Annotated in this window: 17 protein-coding genes; 6 read left to right on the forward strand and 11 right to left on the reverse strand. The window is 57.3% G+C overall.

The genetic code is table 11. The annotated features are described in order from the left end of the window. Positions 1-191 (forward strand): hypothetical protein (locus ACQUWM_RS17200; protein WP_428922947.1); only part of this gene is annotated, 191 nt, incomplete at its 5' end. Positions 192-481: 290 nt separating this feature from the next. On the opposite strand, the gene pssA is transcribed toward ACQUWM_RS17200, so the two are convergent. From pssA to ACQUWM_RS17220, 4 genes are all read right to left on the reverse strand, one after another. Further along, complete coding sequence (gene pssA / locus ACQUWM_RS17205; protein WP_428922948.1) at positions 482-1,327, reverse strand: CDP-diacylglycerol--serine O-phosphatidyltransferase; 846 nt, start codon at positions 1,325-1,327, stop codon at positions 482-484. 89 nt (positions 1,328-1,416) lie between these two features. Then, complete coding sequence (ilvC, locus tag ACQUWM_RS17210; protein WP_407001196.1) at positions 1,417-2,433, reverse strand: ketol-acid reductoisomerase; 1,017 nt, start codon at positions 2,431-2,433, stop codon at positions 1,417-1,419. A 66-nt stretch (positions 2,434-2,499) separates the two neighbouring features. Further along, positions 2,500-2,991 carry an acetolactate synthase small subunit gene (gene ilvN, locus ACQUWM_RS17215; protein WP_070970156.1) on the reverse strand — a complete coding sequence of 164 codons (492 nt, stop codon included), beginning with the start codon at positions 2,989-2,991 and terminating at the stop codon, positions 2,500-2,502. A gap of 2 nt (positions 2,992-2,993) precedes the next feature. Next, the gene (locus ACQUWM_RS17220; RefSeq protein WP_406988062.1) at positions 2,994-4,712 is read right to left on the reverse strand and encodes an acetolactate synthase 3 large subunit; all 1,719 of its coding nucleotides are present in this window, start codon (positions 4,710-4,712) and stop codon (positions 2,994-2,996) included. 494 nt (positions 4,713-5,206) lie between these two features. Between ACQUWM_RS17220 and ACQUWM_RS17225 the strand changes: the two genes are divergently transcribed. After that, positions 5,207-5,668 (forward strand): DUF4124 domain-containing protein, encoded by a 462-nt coding sequence (locus tag ACQUWM_RS17225; RefSeq protein WP_428922949.1) that lies wholly within the window; start codon positions 5,207-5,209, stop codon positions 5,666-5,668. Positions 5,669-5,734: 66 nt separating this feature from the next. On the opposite strand, the gene clpB is transcribed toward ACQUWM_RS17225, so the two are convergent. From clpB to rluD, 3 genes are all read right to left on the reverse strand, one after another. Then, positions 5,735-8,311: an ATP-dependent chaperone ClpB gene (gene clpB, locus ACQUWM_RS17230; RefSeq protein WP_428922950.1), complete on the reverse strand. Its 2,577-nt coding sequence runs from the start codon at positions 8,309-8,311 to the stop codon at positions 5,735-5,737. Positions 8,312-8,447: 136 nt separating this feature from the next. Then, positions 8,448-9,203: a peptidoglycan editing factor PgeF gene (gene pgeF, locus ACQUWM_RS17235; RefSeq protein ID WP_428922951.1), complete on the reverse strand. Its 756-nt coding sequence runs from the start codon at positions 9,201-9,203 to the stop codon at positions 8,448-8,450. Further along, positions 9,193-10,170, reverse strand: coding sequence for a 23S rRNA pseudouridine(1911/1915/1917) synthase RluD (gene rluD / locus ACQUWM_RS17240; protein ID WP_407001201.1), 978 nt, complete (start codon positions 10,168-10,170; stop codon positions 9,193-9,195). The genes pgeF and rluD overlap by 11 nt, the downstream gene beginning before the upstream one ends. Positions 10,171-10,308: 138 nt before the next feature. Between rluD and ACQUWM_RS17245 the strand changes: the two genes are divergently transcribed. Then, entirely contained in the window at positions 10,309-11,142 is an 834-nt protein-coding gene (locus ACQUWM_RS17245) for an outer membrane protein assembly factor BamD (RefSeq protein ID WP_406988068.1), read from the forward strand. A gap of 28 nt (positions 11,143-11,170) precedes the next feature. Here the strand turns inward: ACQUWM_RS17245 and ACQUWM_RS17250 are convergent, their stop codons facing one another. Continuing rightward, positions 11,171-12,835 (reverse strand): NAD+ synthase, encoded by a 1,665-nt coding sequence (locus ACQUWM_RS17250; RefSeq protein ID WP_428922952.1) that lies wholly within the window; start codon positions 12,833-12,835, stop codon positions 11,171-11,173. Positions 12,836-12,921: 86 nt separating this feature from the next. On the opposite strand from ACQUWM_RS17250, the gene ACQUWM_RS17255 reads away from it, so the two are divergent. The 3 genes from ACQUWM_RS17255 to ACQUWM_RS17265 all read left to right on the forward strand — a co-directional run bounded on the left by ACQUWM_RS17255 (position 12,922) and on the right by ACQUWM_RS17265 (position 16,683). Next, positions 12,922-14,568 carry a sensor histidine kinase gene (locus ACQUWM_RS17255; protein WP_407001203.1) on the forward strand — a complete coding sequence of 549 codons (1,647 nt, stop codon included), beginning with the start codon at positions 12,922-12,924 and terminating at the stop codon, positions 14,566-14,568. 44 nt (positions 14,569-14,612) lie between these two features. Then, positions 14,613-16,001, forward strand: coding sequence for a sigma-54-dependent transcriptional regulator (locus ACQUWM_RS17260; protein ID WP_407001204.1), 1,389 nt, complete (start codon positions 14,613-14,615; stop codon positions 15,999-16,001). 121 nt (positions 16,002-16,122) lie between these two features. Then, positions 16,123-16,683 (forward strand): GspH/FimT family pseudopilin, encoded by a 561-nt coding sequence (locus tag ACQUWM_RS17265; RefSeq protein WP_407001205.1) that lies wholly within the window; start codon positions 16,123-16,125, stop codon positions 16,681-16,683. A 32-nt stretch (positions 16,684-16,715) separates the two neighbouring features. On the opposite strand, the gene ACQUWM_RS17270 is transcribed toward ACQUWM_RS17265, so the two are convergent. Genes ACQUWM_RS17270 through ACQUWM_RS17280 form a run of 3 tightly spaced genes read right to left on the reverse strand, consistent with a single transcriptional unit; the run spans position 16,716 to position 20,869 of the window. Next, on the reverse strand, positions 16,716-17,171 hold the full coding sequence (locus ACQUWM_RS17270) for a type IV pilin protein (protein ID WP_407001206.1): 456 nt from the start codon (positions 17,169-17,171) through the stop codon (positions 16,716-16,718). Positions 17,172-17,174: 3 nt separating this feature from the next. Then, entirely contained in the window at positions 17,175-20,498 is a 3,324-nt protein-coding gene (locus tag ACQUWM_RS17275) for a pilus assembly protein (protein WP_407001207.1), read from the reverse strand. Continuing rightward, on the reverse strand, positions 20,495-20,869 hold the full coding sequence (locus ACQUWM_RS17280) for a hypothetical protein (protein ID WP_407001208.1): 375 nt from the start codon (positions 20,867-20,869) through the stop codon (positions 20,495-20,497). Before ACQUWM_RS17280 ends, ACQUWM_RS17275 begins: the two co-directional genes overlap by 4 nt. Positions 20,870-20,881: the final 12 nt, after the last annotated feature.

The raw sequence follows: 20,881 nt of genomic DNA on the forward strand, positions 1-20,881 counted from the left end.
CCTCGGCCAGCGCCCACACGAATTACTTGGTTAACTTTTTAAAGAGCGTTCGGGGCTTGCCCGATCAAGGTGGCGTATTCTACATCGCTCCGCCGCCTTGTCAACCGTTTATTTTCCGTTGTTTCCGCCTCCGGAAACCGCCGAAAAATGAACCGGCTTACTGCTGTATCGAGGCGCGCATTCTACACTGAACCGCCACCTTGTCAACTGCTTTCTGAAGAAATTTGAAACTCGTTTTCTTCAATACTTTCAAACAGTTGCCTTCCGAATCCGGAGCCGCCTAAGTGGCTTACCCCTCGAAAGAGATGCGCATTCTACAGAGCTCAGGCGAGGTGTCAACGAGCTTTTCAAACTATTTGGGAGATATTTCGGTTTCCCCCTACCCACTTGCTCAGAATACGCCCAAACTGATCAATTAACCAACAGAACAGGCCGTATCCCGGGATTTCCGGCCCGATCACGCGGGCCGGAAGATGCCCGCTCAGGCGGCACTGCCTGGTTTTCGGCGGGCTTTGCGCGTCAGCGCCAGGAAGGGACCGGACAACCCATAAACCAGGAACCCGGTAAAGAGTACGGTGGCAGGATCCAGAGCGACCACCACGAAGATCAGCACCACCAGCAAGATCGCCGCGAAAGGCACCCGGCCCCGCAGGTCCAGATCCTTGAAGCTGCGATACAGAATATTGCTGACCATCAACACACCACTGCCGCCAACTACGACGATGGTCATGAGCGTCAGCCACGTGGCCGGATCCACATCATGGAAGCACCACACCAGCCCGGCCAAACACGCCGCAGCAGCCGGACTTGGCAACCCGACAAAGAACTTCTTGTCTACGGAACCAATCTGGGTGTTGAACCGCGCCAGGCGCAAAGCAGCCCCGGCCACGTAGATAAAGGTTATTGCCCAACCTACCTGACCCAACTCATTGAGCGACCAAAAGAACGCGACCAGTCCGGGCGCCACGCCAAAGGCCACCATATCCGCCAGGCTGTCGTACTCCTCACCAAATTTGCTCTGGGTGTTGGTCATTCTGGCAACCCGGCCGTCAAGACCGTCCAGTATCATGGAGACGAAAATCGCAATCGCGGCATTATCGAACATGCCATTGGCAGCGGACACAATCGCATAAAAACCCGAAAACAATGACGCAGTCGTCAACGCATTCGGCAATAGATAAATGCCTTTGCGCCTCACCGGTGCGCCCTCCACAAGCTCTTCCTCTACAACCTCACCCGGCTCGAACTCATTCACCGAGGAGGCATTGGAAGGTTTGCCGGCCTTTTCGGATTCTTTCGATTCCGGGATTTTCCTGTCTTCAGTCATTCCACTCACTCCGGAAAGCATTTATGCGGAGTATATACGAAAAACGCGGCCACCCGGGCCGCGTTTTCAGAACTTACCGGAAACCCGATTTAGTTCTTGTCCTTGTCCACGATCTTGTTCGCGGTGATCCACGGCATCATACCGCGCAACTTCTCACCAACGGTTTCAATCTCATGGGCCGCATTCTGACGACGACGGGCCGTCATGGACGGGTAGTTCAGAGCCCCTTCAGAGATGAACATCTTCGCGTACTCACCACTCTGGATGCGCTTCAGTGCGTTGCGCATGGCTTCGCGGGACTGCTCGTTGATTACCTCTGGCCCGGTCACGTACTCACCATACTCCGCGTTGTTGGAGATGGAGTAGTTCATGTTGGCGATGCCGCCTTCGTACATCAGGTCAACGATCAACTTGAGCTCATGCAGACACTCGAAGTAGGCCATTTCCGGCGCGTAACCGGCTTCAGTCAGAGTCTCGAAGCCCGCTTTAACCAGCTCAACTGCACCGCCACACAGAACTGCCTGCTCACCGAACAGATCGGTTTCAGTCTCGTCCTTGAAGGTGGTTTCGATGATGCCGGTACGACCGCCACCGATGCCACTGGCGTAGGACAGGGCCAGGTTCTTGGCGGTACCGGAAGCGTCCTGGAAGATCGCGATCAGGTCAGGGATGCCGCCGCCACGGGTGAACTCGGTGCGAACGGTGTGGCCCGGCGCTTTAGGAGCGACCATGATGACGTCCAGATCCTTGCGCGGAACGATCTGGTTATAGTGGATAGCGAAGCCATGAGCAAATGCCAGGGTAGCGCCCTGCTTCAGGTTCGGCTCGATTTCCGCGGCGTACAGCTGAGCCTGGAACTCGTCAGGAGTCAGGACCATCACCACGTCAGCGGCGGCAACGGCAGACGGTACATCGCTGGTCTTCAGGCCGTAGGCTTCCGCCTTGGCAATGGAAGAAGAACCGGGGCGCAGACCAACGGTGACGTCAACGCCGGACTCTTTCAGGTTGCACGCGTGGGCATGGCCCTGGGAACCGAAACCGATGATGGCCACTTTCTTGCCCTGGATGAGAGAAAGATCGCAATCCTTATCGTAATAAACCTGCATGGGATAACCTCTGTATTGTAACGACCCCGCTTCCGGGGTCATGATTTAAAAATGAACGGGTACCGGTCAGAGACTCAGCACCTTTTCGCCGCGGGCGATACCGGATACACCGGTACGAACAACCTCAAGCACGCCTGACGTGCCCACCGCCTGAATGAAACCATCCAGCTTCTCGCTGTCACCCGCCAGCTGAACCGTATAGACCGAACTGGTCACGTCCACGATCTGACCACGGAAAATATCAACGGTGCGCTTGATCTCAGCACGCTGGGATCCCGTGGCCTTGAGCTTGACCAACATCAACTCGCGCTCAATGTGAGAGCCTTCAGTCAGGTCCACCAGCTTCACCACCTCGATCAGCTTGTTCAACTGTTTGGTGATCTGCTCGATAACCTTGTCCGACCCCGTGGTGGTGACGGTCAGACGAGACAGGGTCTCGTCCTCGGTCGGGGCCACCGTAAGGGTCTCGATGTTGTAGTTGCGCTGGGAAAACAGACCCACAACCCGCGACAGCGCCCCTGGCTCGTTCTCAAGCAAAACAGAAATGATTCGACGCATGATCACACCCTCTCCGTCTTGCTGAGCCACATGTCTTTCATGGAACCACGGGCCACCTGCATCGGATACACGTGCTCAAACCGATCCACGTAAATATCCACGAATACCAGCTTGTCCTTCATGGCCAACACTTCTTTCAGCTTGGTTTCCAGGTCTTCCTTACGGTCGATCCGGACTCCCACGTGGCCATAGGCTTCCGCCAGCTTGACGAAGTCCGGCAGGGATTCCATGTAGGACTGGGAATGGCGGGACTCGTAGTTCATGTCCTGCCATTGCTTGACCATGCCCAGGGCCTGGTTGTTGAGGTTAATGATCTTCACCGGCAGATTGTACTGGTTACAGGTGGACAGCTCCTGAATGTTCATCTGGATACTGCCTTCACCGGTGATACAGAGTACCTCGTCGTCCGGATGAGTCAGCTTGACCCCCATGGCCGCCGGCAGGCCAAAGCCCATGGTCCCCAGGCCACCGGAGTTGATCCAGCGGTTGGGCTTGTCAAACTTGTAGTACTGGGCCGCGAACATCTGGTGCTGCCCCACGTCGGAGGTGACAAACGCTTCACCCTTGGTCAGCCGGCACAACGTTTCAATCACTTCCTGCGGCTTGATCACGTCCGGACTGGTTTCATAACGCATGCCATGGAAGGCGCGCCACTCTTCAATCTGCTTCCACCAGGACGCAAGGGCATCCGCATCGGGCTTTTCCTTGCTTTCCTTGACGAGCGAGATCATCTCTTTGAGCACCGCATCGACCGGCCCCACGATAGGCACATCCGCATCAATGGTCTTGGAGATGGAAGCCGGATCAATGTCGATGTGGACAATCCGCGCCCCGGGACAGAACTTCTCGGTAGCGTTGGTCACACGGTCATCGAAGCGCGCACCCACACAGAGGATCAGATCCGAATGGTGCATGGCCATGTTGGACTCATAGGTGCCGTGCATACCCAACCAGCCCAGGTGCTGCTTGTCGGAGGCCGGGTAACACCCGATACCCATCAGGGTGTTGGTGATGGGATGACCCAGCATGCGCACCAGCTCGGTCAACTGACCAGAGGCCTTGCCCAGAATAACGCCGCCACCCGCATAGATGATCGGACGCTTGGCCGCCAGCAGCATGTCCACAGCCTTCTTGATCTGCCCGGCATGGCCACGGATCGCAGGATTGTAGGAACGCAGCTTGACCTTCTTGGGGAAAACGTACTCGTAACGCTCATTCGGCGTGGTCATATCCTTGGGGATATCCACCACAACCGGACCGGGACGGCCAGTCGAAGCAATGTAGTATGCCTTGCGAATCACCTCGGGAATTTCCTCGGGGTGACGTACGCTCAGGTTGTGTTTTACCACAGGACGGGAGACACCGATCATATCGGTTTCCTGGAATGCATCCTCACCTATCAGGGTGGATGCAACCTGACCGCACAGAACCACCATGGGGATGGAATCCATGAACGCAGTGGCAATGCCGGTAATAGTGTTGGTGGCTCCAGGACCCGAGGTCACCAGTACGGTACCTGGTTTTCCGGTTGCGCGAGCATAACCGTCGGCCATATGGACCGCGGCCTGTTCGTGCCGAACCAGAATATGCTTGACTTTGTCCTGCCTGAACAGCGCATCATAAATATGAAGGGCTGCACCACCCGGATAGCCGTATATGTATTCGATACCCTCATCTTGAAGGGACCGGATCAGCATATCGGCGCCAGACAATAACTCCACGATTTTCTACCCTCTTCTACGAGTGAATGAGCCGGGAAAAATCCCGGTTGCCTGGATACCCGGCCTGCCTGCTTCTTGTGAAAGCGGCACCGGCTGCTCCTCCACACTACCTTTAAGAGGTTGTCTCCTGGCCAGCCGCCCTCCTGAGGGTTGCGGAGAACGGCCAATCGACGGTTGCAAATGAGCAACAACCATCCCGCGACCTGTGCGCGGCGCGTTCAGTGTGGTGATTAACGGGGGATACTCGCTCGGGATTGCCTGCCGTATTGACCCCTGTCTTCAGGCAATCGGTAATTTTGACAGCGGGAAACTCCCTGTCAATAGCATCGCGTTGATTCTATACCCATACTGGCAACAGGTCTGCCATACTTTGTTCGAGTATTTGAACCAGGCGAGAGAAAAACCGGCCAGCGGATGGCATGATAAAACCACCGAAATACAATGGAGCAGCCCCAGTTCTGCCCCGAAACGGCTAATGCGAGATGAGTATAGCAATGAACAAAAGAATCCTGACACTGGCCATCATTCTGGCCGTTGCCCCTTTTGCCGCCACCGGCGCTTCCGTCTACAAGTGGACCGACGAAAATGGCGTAACCCACTTTGGCGACCGACAACCAACCGGCAAGCAGTCAGAGCGGGTCAGCGTTCGCACCGGGAAATCCTCGGGCGGCCAACAACGCCAGAGCCCCCAGGAACAACTGGATGAGCTTGAAGCACGTGAAGCGGATGAAGCCGGTAAGCGTGAAGAATCCGCCGTGGAGGAAGCCCGCCGCAAACAACGGGAAGCCAATTGCTCGACAGCCCGCAACAACCTGGACCTCCTTGATCGCAATAGCCGGATTCGCATTGAAGAGGACGGAGAGCAACGCTACCTGTCTCCGGAAGAAATAGAGGAGCAACGCGAGAAGTTCCAGGAAATCGCGGACGAGAATTGCGGAGCCGAGGGCGAACGTTAAACAAAGAGAATAAAAAGGGGCGATCAAACTGACCGCCCCCTTTCTGATTTCAGGACTGCACAACGATCAGGCTTTGGCAAAAACCAGTTTGTGCTCCTGCACGGTTCCCCGGATGGTATCCCCGGGCAAAAACTCTCCCTGCAGCAAGCGCTGCGCCAACGGATTCTCGATCATCCGCTGAATCGCCCGCTTCAGTGGCCGCGCACCGTAGACCGGGTCGTAGCCCACTTCCGCCAGCAGCTCCATGGCGGCATCGTCCAGCTCCAGCTTCATATCCTGATCCTTCAGGCGCTGGCTGAGCGATTCGACCTGGATCTTGGCAATCCCCTGAATCTGGCTCTCCGCCAGCGGATGGAAGACCACGACTTCGTCCACGCGGTTGATGAACTCGGGACGGAAATGCGTGCCCACAACTTCCATCACCGCATTCTTCATGGATTCATAGTTTTCCTCACCCGCTTTCTGCTGGATGATGTCGGACCCCAGGTTCGACGTCATCACGATAACGGTGTTGCGAAAATCCACCGTTCTGCCCTGGCCATCGGTCAGGCGACCGTCCTCCAGTACCTGCAACAGGATGTTGAACACATCCGGATGAGCTTTCTCAACCTCATCGAGCAGCAGCACCGAATAAGGACGACGACGGACCGCTTCGGTCAGGTAACCGCCCTCTTCGTAGCCGACATAGCCCGGAGGCGCGCCAATCAGCCGGGCCACGGAGTGCTTCTCCATGAATTCCGACATGTCGATGCGTACCATCGCCTCTTCGGTATCGAACAGGAACGAGGCCAGCGCCTTGCACAACTCCGTCTTACCGACACCGGTCGGACCTAGAAACAGAAACGAACCATTGGGCCGGTTAGGATCCGACAGCCCCGCGCGGGAACGGCGTACCGCGTTGGATACCGCTTCCACTGCCTCTTCCTGACCAATCACCCGGCCATGGAGCGCCTCTTCCATGCGCATCAGCTTGTCGCGCTCGCCTTCCAGCATCTTGGAAACGGGAATGCCCGTCCACTTGGAGACAATCTCGGCAATTTCCTCGTCCGTCACACGGTTGCGCAGCAGTTTCATCTCCATCATCTCGGCCTGACTGGCCATATCCAGCTGGCGCTCCAGTTCCGGAATCCTGCCGTATTGCAGTTCGGACATGCGCCCCAGATCACCGCTGCGGCGGGCGTTTTCCAGATCAATCCGGGCCTGCTCCAGCTGGCTCTTGATCTTCTGGGAACCGTGCAACGCAGCCTTTTCGGTGTTCCACACCTCTTCCAGATCGGCGTATTCACGCTCAACCTTTGAAATCACATCCGACAACTCTTCCAGACGTTTTTTCGAGGCGGCATCGGTTTCTTTTTTCAGCGCCTCCCGCTCGATCTTGAGCTGAATCAGACGGCGTTCCAGGCGGTCCAGCGCTTCCGGTTTGGAATCCATTTCCATACGGATCTGGCTCGCCGCCTCGTCCACCAGATCAATCGCCTTGTCCGGCAACTGACGATCGGCGATATAACGATGGGACAGCTTGGCAGCGGCAATAATCGCCCCGTCGGTCACCTCGACCCCGTGGTGAACTTCGTAACGTTCCTTCAGACCACGCAGGATGGCGATGGTATCTTCTTCGTTCGGCTCGCTGACCAGTACTTTCTGGAAACGGCGCTCCAGGGCAGCATCTTTCTCGATATTCTCGCGATACTCGTCCAGGGTTGTGGCGCCCACGCAGTGCAGCTCGCCCCGGGCCAACGCCGGCTTGAGCATATTGCCCGCATCCATGGAACCTTCCGCCTTGCCGGCGCCCACCACGGTATGGATCTCATCGATGAACAGAATGATCTGGCCTTCCTGCTTCGACAGCTCATTCAGCACCGCCTTCAGGCGTTCCTCGAACTCACCCCGGAACTTAGCGCCGGCAATCAGTGAGCCCATATCCAGGGACAGTACCTTTTTGTCCTTCAGGCCATCCGGAACTTCGCCATTCACAATTCGCTGGGCCAGGCCCTCGACAATGGCGGTCTTACCTACGCCAGGTTCGCCGATCAGCACCGGGTTGTTCTTGCGACGACGCTGCAGGACCTGAATGGTGCGGCGAATCTCGTCGTCACGACCAATCACCGGGTCCAGTTTGCCCGCTTCGGCGCGTTCAGTAAGGTCAATGGTGTACTTTGACAGCGCCTGCCGGCTCTCCTCGGCGGCCGCGTCGTCCACCGGCTCGCCACCGCGAACCTCATCAATGGCCTTTTCCAGGGCGGCCTTGTCCACGCCCTGCTCCCGCAGAATCCGTCCGAGGGTGCCGCGGTCTTCCAGGGCGGCCAGCAACATCAGCTCGCTGGAGATGAACTGGTCCTTGCGTTTTTGCGCCAGCTTGTCGGCGATGTTGAACAGTCGCCCCATGTCATTGGACATGGAGACGTCACCAGCAGAACCCTGAACCTCCGGCAGGTGCTCAATCTCCCGGGCAATGGCCTGGCGAACCCGGCCCGGCTCCACACCAATCTGCTTCAACAGCGGCTTGATGGAGCTGGAGTCCTGATCCAGCAGCGCCTGCATCAGGTGAACGGGCTCGATAAAATTGTGATCCTTGCCGACCGCAAGTGACTGCGCATCCGCAAGAGCGGTCTGCAGCCGGCTGGTGAGTTTGTCGATTCGCATAATCTGTTTTCCCCGATTCGGTATCTGGATGCCCGGGCGTTTTGCCGACATCCTGTTTGCTTTGACATTAAATGTAGGGGCAACCGGGGGGACTTCAAGCGGCGACAGGCAGAAACTGTCAGAAAATTGACGGGCGTCAGCTATTATCGGTTATCCAGATCAGGCTGGCCATGCGGCCGGTCTGTCCATCGCGACGATAGGAAAAGAAGCGTTGTGGCTCTGACACGGTGCAAAAATCTCCACCGTAGACCTGACGAACCCCACATTCAGCGAGACGCTGCCGGGCCAGAAGATAGATGTCCGCCATAAAGTGCCCCGCGCGTGCGCCTTCCTCCGAGAATGCGCTGGCCGCTGCCGGATCATGGCGCAGGAAAGCTTCCCGCACTTCGGGGCCAACCTCAAAGCGTTCCGGGCCGATGGCGGGGCCAAGCCAGGCCATCAATTCTGTCGGCTTGCCGCCCATGTCATCCACCAGCGCTTCAAGCACGCCACCACACAGGCTGCGCCAACCGGCGTGGGCAGCACCCACCCGTGTGCCGGATTCATCGCACAGCAATACCGGCAGGCAATCCGCCGTCATGATCACACAGGCCTGGCCAGCCTGAAGCGTATAACTGGCATCGGCCCGGGGAACACCGTTAACCGGCAGGGAAGCCACCTCTGTGCCGTGAACCTGCTCAAGCCAACCAATGTCACCGGGCCCGATCCCCGCCATGGTCGCCAGACGCTGTCGGTTTTCCTGGACCCGGGCAGGATCGTCACCCACATGGGAACCGAGATTGAAGGAATCCCAGGGCGCCTCACTAACTCCCCCGAGGCGCGTGGAACACACCGCCCGGACTCGCCCGGGCGCGGGCCAGTCCGGCTTGATCAGAGGCATATCAGAATTCATCGCTCTCCAGATCCTTAACGTGCTGGCGCAGCGCGGCCAGCAGATGCTCCATATCCTCAGGCAAAGGCACTTCCCAGGTCAGAATCTCTCCGGTTTCCGGATGCTCCAGGGTCAACTGGCGCGCATGCAGCGCCTGACGCTGAAATGCCGCCAGCACCTCCCGCAATTCTTCAGTGGTGCCTTTCGGCAATCGCAGCCGGCCGCCGTAGAGCGGATCACCGATCAACGGATGCTTCACATGGGCCATATGGACACGAATCTGGTGGGTACGACCACTCTCCAGTTTGCAGCGAACATGGGTGTGGGCAGCAAATCGCTCCACCAGCCGGTAGTGAGTAACCGCCGGTTTGCCCGTCGGCACTACGGCCATCTTCTTACGCTCGCGGGGGTGACGACCAATAGGCGCATCCACGGTGGCACCGCCAGTCAATGTGCCCACCACCACGGCTTCGTATTCACGCCCCATGGTGCGACTCTGCAGCTGGCCCACCAGGGAGGTGTGGGCAATCAGGCTGCGAGCCACCACCATGATGCCAGAGGTATCCTTGTCGAGACGGTGAACGATGCCCGCCCGGGGCAGGTTTTCCACTTCCGGCGCGTAATTAAGCAGTGCATTGACCAGTGTTCCGTCTGCATGCCCCGCGGCAGGATGCACCACCAGCCCGGCCGGTTTGTTGATGACCAGCAGATGCTCATCCTCGTAGACCACATCGAGGGTGATCGATTCCGCCTGCCAGCTCACCTGCGCCTCCGGCTCGGCATCCAGCTCCAGGCGATCATCGAGCATCACCTTGTCCCGTGGCTTGCGATTTTCTCCGTTGACGGTCAAGGCGCCGCTTTTGATCCAGCCCTGAAGACGCGAGCGGGAATGCTCCGGCATCAGCTCCGCCGCGGCCTGGTCCAGGCGGCGGTCACTCAATTCCGGCGGAACGGAAAAAGCAGCGGTAATACGGTTTTCAGCAGACATTAAGCCCCCGGGGCCATTGGTGTTGTGTTACGTTTCAGTCAGAAATTTTCAATCAGATTGGCCAGCCACTGCACAAGTCAAAGGTTCCCCGTTACAATGGCCGATCATTCGCTTTCAGTCATTATACGGGATTCCGGCATGAGATCAGTTGTTCGATTATTGCTACTGACCACCACAGCGCTGTTGATCAGTGCCTGTGCTTCCAACAAACAGGAAGAAGTGCTGCCGGAAGAAACCTATTACGAGAACGCCCGCCAGGCCATGAACTCCGGCAATTTCAACGAGGCAGAACGGAATCTCGATTTTCTGGAAACCTACTACCCATTCGGCCGCTATGCCGAGCAGGCCCAGATGGACCTGATCTATGCACGCTACCAGAATCTGGATCTTGAGGGCGCGCGAGCCGCAGCTGACCGGTTCCTGCGCCTGAACCCGCAGAGCGAACACGCGGACTATGCCATGTACATGCGGGGCCTGGCCTCCTACAACCTGGATATCGGCCTGGCCGCACGATACTTCCCGATCGATGTTGCCGCACGTGATCCGGGCGAGCAACGCCAGGCGTTCCGTGATTTTTCTGATCTGCTGAACCGTTATCCGAACAGCGAATACGCACCGGATGCACGTCAGCGCATGATCGCCATCCGCAACCGCATGGCCGAACTGGAAATCCATGCGGCCCGTTACTACATCAAGCGGGAAGCCTACATTGCCGCCAACAACCGCGCCCGCTACGTGGTGGAAAACTATTCCACATCGCCGTCCGTTGAGGAGGCACTGGTTATCCTGGCAGAGACCTTCCGCTTCATGGATCTGAACAAGGCCGCCGACGATGCCATCGCCCTGCTTTCGCAAAATTACCCGGACAGCAATGCGTTTGACGACAACGGTGAATTTGTACCCAGCCTGCTGAAGCGAGAGGACCGCTCTCTCTCAAGCGTTGTGACCTTCGGCCTGATGGGAGACGAGTAATCCCGGCCGGGAAATAGGGCCTGCGTCCCTATTTCCCGCTGCGCCACCCGTTGGTGATCGGATAACGACGATCCTTGCCAAATCCCCGCTCGGTAATGCGAACCCCGATGGGCGCCTGACGCCGCTTGTATTCGTTGATGTCCACCAGGCGGATGATCCGCTCCACATCGGCGCGGTCAAAGCCCTCCGCGACAATCGCGTCCGCACTGAAGTCCCGCTCCACATACAGATTCAGGATCTGATCCAGCACATCGTAGCCCGGCAGGCTGTCCTCGTCCTTCTGGTCCGGCGCCAACTCCGCGGACGGCGGGCGCGTGATCACGCGTTCCGGGATGACGGATGAGACGGTATTGCGGTACCTGGCAAGCCTGAACACCAGGGTTTTGGGCACATCCTTCAGCACGTCAAAACCACCCGCCATATCGCCGTAGAGCGTGGAATAGCCAACGGCCATCTCGCTCTTGTTACCCGTTGTCAGCACCAATGACCCGAACTTGTTGGACAGGGACATCAGCAACACGCCCCTCAACCGAGCCTGGAGGTTCTCTTCGGTGGTATCCGGCCTTGTGCCTTCAAACGGTTTCTCCAGAGTCGCCATGAACGCGTCGTACATGGGCTCGATAGAGAACACGTCATACTGAACTCCAAGGGCAACCGCTTCCGCTTCGGCGTCTTCGAGACTCATTCCCGAGGTGTAGCGGAACGGCATCATCACCGCCCGGACCCGCTCGGGCCCCAGGGCATCAGCCGCAACCGCCAGCGTCACCGCGGAATCGATCCCACCGGATAACCCGAGGACAACGGATTTAAAGCCATTCTTGTTGACGTAATCCCGCACCCCAAGCACGAGAGCGTTGTACACATTCGCCTCCAGCGACGGCTCCTCAGGCAGGGGTTGGGAGACAGGCTGGCACGGATGTTCACACAGGAAATCCACCGGGAACAGGCCCTCTACAAACTGCGGCGCTTCCACATCCAGCCGGCCGGAATGATCAAACACCATGGAGCCGCCATCGAACACCAGTTCATCCTGCCCGCCGACCAGGTTCACGTATACAATGCTCACCCGGTTTTCCCGGGACTTGCGTTCCAGCAACGCTTTGCGGCGTACCTGCTTGTCAATATCATAGGGAGACGCGTTAAGGTTCAGGATCAACTGCGCTCCGGCAGCGGCGGCGTCTTCCACCGGCCCGTCACTCCAGAGATCCTCGCAGACGGTGATCCCCACCTGTATGCCATGGATAGGCACGACCAGTGTTTTCTGTCCTTCGGCAAAATACCGCTTCTCGTCGAAGACCTGGTAATTCGGCGGGAACCGTTTGAAATAGCGTCCCGAGACATCCCCCCTTTCAATGATGACCGCCGAGTTGTAGAGCAGACCGCCCTGGCGCATCGGCGCCCCGATCACAATGGCAGGCTCAAGATTCGCCTGACAGAGAGCATCCAGAGCCTCACCCACCCGCACTTCCAGGCTGGGCCTCAGCAGCAGGTCTTCTGGCGGGTAGCCCGTCAGGCACAGCTCCGGAAACACCACAATATCGGCCTGGTGTTCTTTCTGGGCCTTCTTTGTTGCCTCGATCACAGCCCGGGTGTTGCCCGGAATATCCCCCACCAGGAAATCCAGTTGCGCCATCACCACACGCAGTTTTCGGGGTTCCGTGCCAGCGGAGGACGGTTGCTGTGAGACGGACATAGAGACAGCTCCTGTAACTTATTGCCATGAAAAGGCTATTATAACCCTTCAAGGCAACGGAATTCTCCCGGGAACCCCAACCAATTATGGTAAAAACGGCAACCAGCCCCGAACAAAGCTGGCCAGACAGTCCCCCAGTGACGCAACGGGTCAAGCTGTTCCGCATCTACAATCACTACCGCGTGGTCATCAGCCTGATGCTGGTCGCCTTGCTGTTTGTGGATCCAGTGAACTTCGATACCCGCTTCCGCATGCAGGATTACTATCAGGCCGGGGTCGTCAGTTACTTCGCCCTGAACTGCTTCATTGCCCTCATCATGTTGCCGGGCTTCCAGCCCAGCCAGCGGCACATAACGCTCTCGGTTCTGCTGGACATTCTGATCATGCACGGCCTGCTGCTGACCAGCACAGGCATCACCAGCGGCCTGGCGAACCTGGTGATTGTGTCGGTAGCGGCGGGCAACATCCTGACGCCCAGTCGCATGGGAACCTTCTACGCGGCCCTGGCGGCCATTTGCTCGCTGGGCATTTCCAGTTGGGCCACGCTTGTGTTGGACCATTCCGCAGATGACATTGTTCGTGCGGGCTCCCTGGGGATTCTCTATTTTGCGGCTGCCTTCATCCTTCAGAACATCTCCAGGCGCATGGTACGCAGCGAGGCCCTGGCCACCTCCAGGGCCCGCAGCATAGCGGAACTGGAGCAAATCAACCGCCAGATCATCCAGCGCATGCGCACCGGTATACTGGTGCTTGACCGGTTCGGCCAGATCCGCCTGGCCAACGCCGCAGCCGAGGAACTGTTGTTCGGCGCCCAGACCGAAAAATCCGACAATGGCAACCGGGGACGCCATCTGCCCCAGCCACTTGGCCTCGGCCTGGAGGCCTGGCTCAAGGATCCCTCTCGCAAGACGGAGCCCTTCCAGGCATCACCGACGTCACCGCTGCTGCAGGTAAACTTTACCCGGCTTGACCAGGAACGTGGTGATCACATCCTCGTGTTTATTGAGGACATGAGCAAAGTCACCCAGCAGGCGCAGCAAATGAAGCTGGCGTCCCTGGGCCGGCTGACCGCGGGTATTGCCCATGAGATCCGCAACCCGCTGGGGGCGATCAGCCACGCGGCGCAGCTGATGGAAGAATCCCCCCATCTGGACAAGGGCGATCAACAGATGCTCGACATCATCCAACGCCATTCCAGGCGGGTAAACGGCATAATAGAAAACGTGTTGGATCTTTCCCGGCGACGAGTGGCCAATAGTGAGCTCTTTGATGTAACCGCATGGCTTCGCGAGTTCAGGGATGAGTACCTGCAAACACAGAACAACGAAAGGCAACCGCCCACCGAGATCAAACTGATTCTGGATTCAGGCATTCCACCGGCCCGGTTCGATAAGAGCCAGATCGAACAGGTGCTGGTGAATCTCTGCGATAATGGATTGCGGTATAGTGAGCAGCGCACCGGCAAGCGATACATCGAACTGCATGCCGGCCCCACGGCAGATGGTGAACGGGCCTACCTGGACGTTCGGGATATTGGTGCCGGTATCGCACCGGATCAGCGGGCATCGGTTTTTGAGCCATTCTTCACAACCGATAAAAGCGGCACGGGCCTCGGACTTTATCTGGCCCGGGAACTGTGCGAGGCTAACCAGGCCCATCTTTCCCTGGTGGAAGACGATAAATCCGGCTGCTGTTTTCGCATTACCTTCGCTCACCCGGGGCGAATGATTTAACGCCAGCGGATCAAAGTATAACGATAGAGAACCAATACCTGACAATGACCACTCACACTGCGCTGATCGTAGACGACGAACCGGACATCCGGGACCTTCTGGAAATTACTCTGACCCGCATGGGCATCAAAACCCTGACCGCGCCGGACATCACCAGCGCCAGGCAGCTCCTGGAAGAGCATCGACCTCACCTCTGCCTGACCGACATGAACCTGCCGGACGGCAATGGCATCGACCTGGTGCACTGGATTCAACAACATACGCCCTGCACCCCGGTAGCCGTCATTACCGCCTACGGCAATATGGACACGGCGATTGAATCCCTGAAAGCCGGCGCCTTCGATTTTGTTTCCAAGCCTGTGGAACTGCCGCGCCTGCGGGAACTGGTCAACAGCGCGCTCAAACTCTCCGAACCGAAACCGGAGTCCGACGACGCTGCGCCGGATGAACCCGGCCTGCTTCTGGGCAAGTCAGCAGAAATCAAACGGCTGCGCACTCAGGTCCGCAAACTGGCGAGAAGCCAGGCGCCGGTGTTTATCAGCGGCGAATCCGGCAGCGGCAAGGAACTGGTTGCACGGATGATTCATTTGCAGGGCCCCAGAAGGGAAGGCCCTTTCATCGCCGTTAACTGTGGCGCCATTCCTTCCGAGTTAATGGAAAGCGAGTTCTTCGGCCACAAAAAAGGAAGTTTCACCGGTGCGGTGGATAACAAGGACGGCCTGTTCCGCACAGCCGATGGCGGCACCCTGTTCCTCGACGAAGTCGCAGACCTGCCCATCGCCATGCAGGTAAAACTGCTCAGGGCCATCCAGGAAAAGGCCGTACGGCCAGTGGGAGACACCAGGGAAATCCCCGTGGACATCCGCGTGCTAAGCGCTACCCACAAAAACCTGCCGGAACTGGTGCAGGAAGGTACGTTCCGCCAGGATCTGTTCTACCGGATCAATGTCATTGAGCTTGCCGTCCCCCCCTTGCGGGAACGCCCCGATGACATTGCGTTGCTCGCCAACCACATCCTGGAACGCATTGCCCGGGAATATGAGTGCGAGCCCGCAACCCTGACATCCGATGCCATCGAACGCCTCAAGGATTATGACTTTCCCGGGAACGTCCGCGAACTTGAGAACATCCTGGAACGGGCATTCACCCTGTGCGACAACGACCGGATCGGCGCCTCCGATCTCCATTTGGGCAACGCCCCCACGCCGCCAGGATTGGGTGGCGCGGCAACAAGAGAAATCACCCGTAATGCCGAGCAGGCTGATGTGCCCGATGGTGAGATAGACCTGGAAGGTTACCTCGAAACCATTGAACGCCAGGCGATCGAGAAGGCGCTGGAGGCGACCCGCTGGAATAAGACTGCGGCGGCCAAGCGGCTGGGGATCAGTTTCAGGGCGTTGCGGTATCGGTTGAAGAAGTTGGGGATGGAGTGAAACCAAAGCACAGAGACCAGATACAGATCACATAACTCAGAGCAGTCTTCCTTAAACTGATCTCCGGGCTCATGCAGGATGCAAGAGCCCTCGACAATGCACGATAACAGGGAATGTTTCTATGCGTACTGCCACCACTTCGGCGGGGTTTACCCTGCTGGAACTGCTTGTAACGATCACCATACTTTCAGTGCTGCTTGGCTTCGCCAATTACAGCTGGAACGCGTGGGCTGACAGGGGAAGGTTGCGCGCCAGCCTTGAGAACTATCATTCCCTCTTTGCCTACGCGCGTTGGGCTGCAGCGAGCCACAGACAACTGGTGACCGTGTGCCCTCTCTCAGCGGATAATCAATGTACCGATGACTGGCAGCGGCCGATCTCCGTATTCATCGACCATAATAACGACAAGCAACCCGATGACAACAGCATACTCCGACAGCTCACTGCTGGCTCGGGATCATTCGACATCCGGTCAAGAACGGGTGGACGCGGTTACTTCCAGTTCAACAGCGAGGGGATGATTCACGGCGCGACCGGCAGCCTGGTGTTATGCCCGGGCCGCCGGACCACAGCCACAATGGTCTATATGGCGCTCAACAAGGGCGGGAGATTCAGAGTTCAGTACGACGAAGACGGTGACAATAAGATTCGCCTGAGCTGGGGAGCAACCATCACCTGTTAGGAAGGGCCGCCATAGCTGGCGGCCCCGTTAGCTTATTTGTCCCAGGTATTTTCACCGGCCTCAAATCCACTGACATTGTTTCTGTCCCAGCGGCGCGCGCCGGTTGAATCCAGCTCCAGCATTCCGTCTCCGGCCTGGCCTCCCTTGGGAGTAGCTCTGACCGTGAACGAGTTAGCATCTGCACTCTGTATCGTCAGATCATAGAACTTGGTACTACCATCCAGCGGTGCTTCGGTGGCATAGATCGCGGGAGAGCCGGTGTCGCTACCGCCGGCTGCAGCCCCCTCATATGAGTTGTTCACTGAATAATGCCGCTCCATAGCGCTCGCCAACCCCATTAGCGCACCCTGAGCATCGACACGGCGGGTTCGCTCCGTGTATTCCTGGTAGCTGGGGTAGGCGATCGCCGCGATGATTCCGATGATCGCCACCACGATCATCAACTCAATCAGGGTAACCCCTCTGGATGTCGATATAATCGGTTTCAACAGTTAGTCCTCGTACCAATAGGTTTCTACAACACCGGTCAGACTATCTACCGGGAAGCACTCCGCACCGACACAAACTACATCCTTGCCATCGACCCGCATCCTCTGGGGATCTGGCGGGAGCCCAAGCGTATTGAGAGTCACTTCACGGTCCGGCACGGTCAGTTCCGTATCGGAGCCCAGGCCATCGTAATTCACCACTGGCTGGCCGTCCGCGACGTATATGTGATACAGGCGTGACGTACCCGATGACGGAACACACGGATTGGCGTTGGGCTTTGGTTCGAACGTTGTAAAGAACAGCTCTCCATTGACCGTCTGGCTGGTTGAGAGAACTTTCTCACCTGCCCTGACCATCCGGATATACCAGCCATCAGCGGCAGCCAGCTCGGTTTGCGCCTGCGCCTGCTCTGTTTCATCCCCCTGACCGATCAGGTTGTCGGTGGTGTCAAACAGGTCCGCTTCGGTTACTTTGGCAAGCGAATAGTCTATTTCGCCCACTGTCTCGGGCGGCTCAGGAGGATGGGCGGGGGGATCCACAACATCAACGATTTGCAGCTTGTAGATTCTGTCCTCGACAACATTATCCAGCGGGTGTGCCTGCCACCCCGAACCGATCACAAGCCCCAGGTGACGGACACCGCCGATTTTCTCACCAAACAGGTCCGGAGCGTGGTAGAACCGACGATTGCTCGCGGAATCAGCGCCTGCCAGATCGGCGATCACACCGCCGGTCGCAATGTCGCTGGCTTTCTCGCCATCCATGATATCGAAGCGCCATACCTGCCCGCCCATATCACCGACATAAATCTGGTCAGTACCACCATCACCGGTGACATCAATGGCCTTCACGGCGGATGGGATCGAGTATTTCAGTTCTGCCAACTCCAGATTGGCACCGCTATCCGTGGGGCCGGCCCACCACAGCCGCGCCCCGGTCTCCGCATCCACGATATAGAGCGCCCGACCAACCGAATCCTCGGTTCGCTCGGTGACCGTATCCTGCTGGGTGTCATAGCCACCCGCGAAGATCAACACATCCTCCAGAGTTTTGCCAATCCGAATCTTGGTTTTTACCGGCACTGACCACGATTGCCCGAGTTCCGCGAAGTCTCCGGTGCCGCCTTCGATGGTCCAGAGCATTTTCGGGACATCCCTGTTAGTCACATCCAGGGCATAGTAATTCCGCCCTCCACGGCGCATTCCCGCGTAGATATAAACGTGGTCTCCATCTGTACCATCAATCTGACCATCACGGTTATCATCGTGCTGCCAACTGATAACAGAGCTGTCCATACCATAGATCTTGCCAGATTCAATCGTGTTGTCATCCATCAGGTCACGTTGATTATCCAGAAGCTCTTCTGGAATGAAGGAGAAATAGGTATCTCCGGAATCCCCATTAATTGCATGGATATAACCCTGGTTGTCCCCGAAGAAGATCGTAGTATCCGGCGATTCAGAGGAGCCGCCGTAGATGACCAGGTGAGGCACTGAATGCAGCGGGTCCGCAATGTACTCTCGACTGTCTGCCGTCTGCCCATCCCGATCCTCATCGAACACATCAGCGCCTCGCGCCCAGTTAATAATCTGGTCGCGAACGTCATCGGACATACTCTCGTCCCCCAACAAAGCCTTGGTGAGGTTCGTATTCGATGCTTCGACACTGTTGGCTGATACTGTCAGATCTGTGTTGCCTGTCGCAGACAGATAGGTGTACACGTCACGCAAGCTGTTGGTTGCGGGGTGAACAGACGCCGCCCCCCCTTTGGAGACATCCGGACCATCGTCCTCACCACTCCACCAGCTACGGGAACCGTTCCGGAAGAAGCCTGTATCCGGGTCTGTCGCGGGATCACCGTTGACATCATAAATGACACCGTCACTGCCAAGACGATAGCGCTTCAGGTTACCATCCCAGCTCTGGGAGAGCTCCGGCTGGAATACAGAGAAATACAGGGAATCAAGGTGATTCAGACGGTTAAAGGTATTTACCGCGACGCCCGGCGCCACATAAGTTGTGCTGACCGCCAGCACTGAACTCACCACATCGGTAAAGGCTGTTTCCAGGGATTCGGCGTCATTGACCAGGAAAAAATCTCCACCGCCTTTACGGGCCGCATCATCCAAAAGATCCAGGTCCAGATCGAATCCGACCGTGTAGGTCGATACGTTGACATCCATATCATCGCCGGAGGTGATGTCGCTGTTGTTCATATAGTCCGCGACTTCATCCATGCAGTTTCCTGAGCAATTCCCAACACGGGACTCCATGGCGGCTCGACTTTCCATCTCCTGCTCATGGTAACCGTCGTTGGTCGGGTCCCCGTCGTAGGTCGGCTCGCCATCGGTCAGGAATATTACGTTATTGGACTGGCACTCATACTCCACGGGGCTAATGTATTTTCCGTCGGAGACGGTGCCGGCAACAGGGTTGTCATCCAGGTACGGCTCCTCGCCTGCGAAGTAGCGCATCGAGCCAAACAAAGTCTCGGACAAAGGCGTGTTGGTGTCGTAGCCAAGACCATCCACGGCTGCCTTGAAATCGTCACGGACGTCTTCCACCTTGCCCACCGGTACATAGACGCGGCCACCCTGAGTCGGGTAATTGTCGTCCGGATTAAAGGCCATCAGTCCGACATTCACCCCGGTAAGGCTGTCAATCAGATTCTTGGCAACGCTCTTTACGATTTCCAGGCGAGTCTGCTCGGTCTCCTCCCGATGGTTGTAATACCAGTTCAGATAGTTGGCGGAATACAGGTGCTGTCGGTTAATATCCGACCAGTCAATCTCATGTCTCTCGTTGTTAGTCCACTGGTTCTTATCGTTGGCGTAGGTCTGACCACTGCCCTCCGTAGCGCCATGGGTGCCGCGATCGGAATAGCACTCCAGAACATTATCCGATTGCCGCAGTCTCCAATCAGTCGACAGGTTCCGCCACCGTTCGGAAGTGCTGCCAGCATATCGACCACGCCATGTCGCTATGCGGTAATCCAGCACGCGGCCAGAAGACGCCAGCCGGCTCTCCAGATCAGCACAGCGGTTGGCCTCCCAGAGCAAGGGAACAAAACCTGCCCGATAATCATAGTAGTAGAAATAGTCATCCGAAGCCTCGCCGCTGTAATCAACATCCGGATCGTAGGTGGACACTGTTCGCACAGTGGCATCCATGCTGCCCGAATTATCCAGGACAAACATCAGGTTGGGCCGGATGGAAGTCTCGGACCGATTGAAAAAGATCTCCGTGTCATCGGCGAAGGTCACCCCGGAATGCAACGCCATGGAGAAGAATGCAGCGAAGACTGGAACGCCAAATTTCAGTTTCATTGGTCTTCCCCTCTTTTTATGTTGCTGAGTCTGACCTTGGTCACCATATTGGAATCGGAGTTTACAAAGACGGTGCCCGGGCCATCCGGAAGGGTGCCTGCCATGTCAGCCGTAATAACCTGCCTGCCGACATAGAGCTCGATGTCCCTTGACGGCAGGTGGCGAACCATCTCGCAGCTGTGACAGGGGCGAAAATCAACCGCCAGCACATCTGAGCCGGAGACCGTCAACTCCACCCAGCCTGATTCAATAGCCCGCTCGACCAACTCTATTGGAGCGGGCTCCCTCGGTTCGTTCAGAATATCCTGTGCGAGTGCCGCATGGGCGTACAGCGCCATCAGGGTTCCGCACAACATGATTACAGGTTTCATTTACTTCCTCCC

It is taken from the genome of Marinobacter sp. DUT-3, from assembly GCF_050379435.1.
Classification (GTDB): Bacteria; Pseudomonadota; Gammaproteobacteria; order Pseudomonadales; family Oleiphilaceae; genus Marinobacter.

Coding starts and splice junctions, on each gene's coding strand:
- ACQUWM_RS17260 (WP_407001204.1), top strand. CDS start 14,613: ATGACCACTCACACTGCGCTGATCGTAGACGACGAACCGGACATCCGG.
- clpB (WP_428922950.1), bottom strand. CDS start 8,311: ATGCGAATCGACAAACTCACCAGCCGGCTGCAGACCGCTCTTGCGGAT.
- pssA (WP_428922948.1), bottom strand. CDS start 1,327: ATGACTGAAGACAGGAAAATCCCGGAATCGAAAGAATCCGAAAAGGCC.
- ilvN (WP_070970156.1), bottom strand. CDS start 2,991: ATGCGTCGAATCATTTCTGTTTTGCTTGAGAACGAGCCAGGGGCGCTG.
- ACQUWM_RS17225 (WP_428922949.1), top strand. CDS start 5,207: ATGAACAAAAGAATCCTGACACTGGCCATCATTCTGGCCGTTGCCCCT.
- rluD (WP_407001201.1), bottom strand. CDS start 10,170: ATGTCTGCTGAAAACCGTATTACCGCTGCTTTTTCCGTTCCGCCGGAA.
- ilvC (WP_407001196.1), bottom strand. CDS start 2,433: ATGCAGGTTTATTACGATAAGGATTGCGATCTTTCTCTCATCCAGGGC.
- ACQUWM_RS17275 (WP_407001207.1), bottom strand. CDS start 20,498: ATGAAACTGAAATTTGGCGTTCCAGTCTTCGCTGCATTCTTCTCCATG.
- ACQUWM_RS17245 (WP_406988068.1), top strand. CDS start 10,309: ATGAGATCAGTTGTTCGATTATTGCTACTGACCACCACAGCGCTGTTG.
- ACQUWM_RS17250 (WP_428922952.1), bottom strand. CDS start 12,835: ATGTCCGTCTCACAGCAACCGTCCTCCGCTGGCACGGAACCCCGAAAA.
- ACQUWM_RS17280 (WP_407001208.1), bottom strand. CDS start 20,869: ATGAAACCTGTAATCATGTTGTGCGGAACCCTGATGGCGCTGTACGCC.
- ACQUWM_RS17255 (WP_407001203.1), top strand. CDS start 12,922: ATGGTAAAAACGGCAACCAGCCCCGAACAAAGCTGGCCAGACAGTCCC.
- pgeF (WP_428922951.1), bottom strand. CDS start 9,203: ATGAATTCTGATATGCCTCTGATCAAGCCGGACTGGCCCGCGCCCGGG.
- ACQUWM_RS17265 (WP_407001205.1), top strand. CDS start 16,123: ATGCGTACTGCCACCACTTCGGCGGGGTTTACCCTGCTGGAACTGCTT.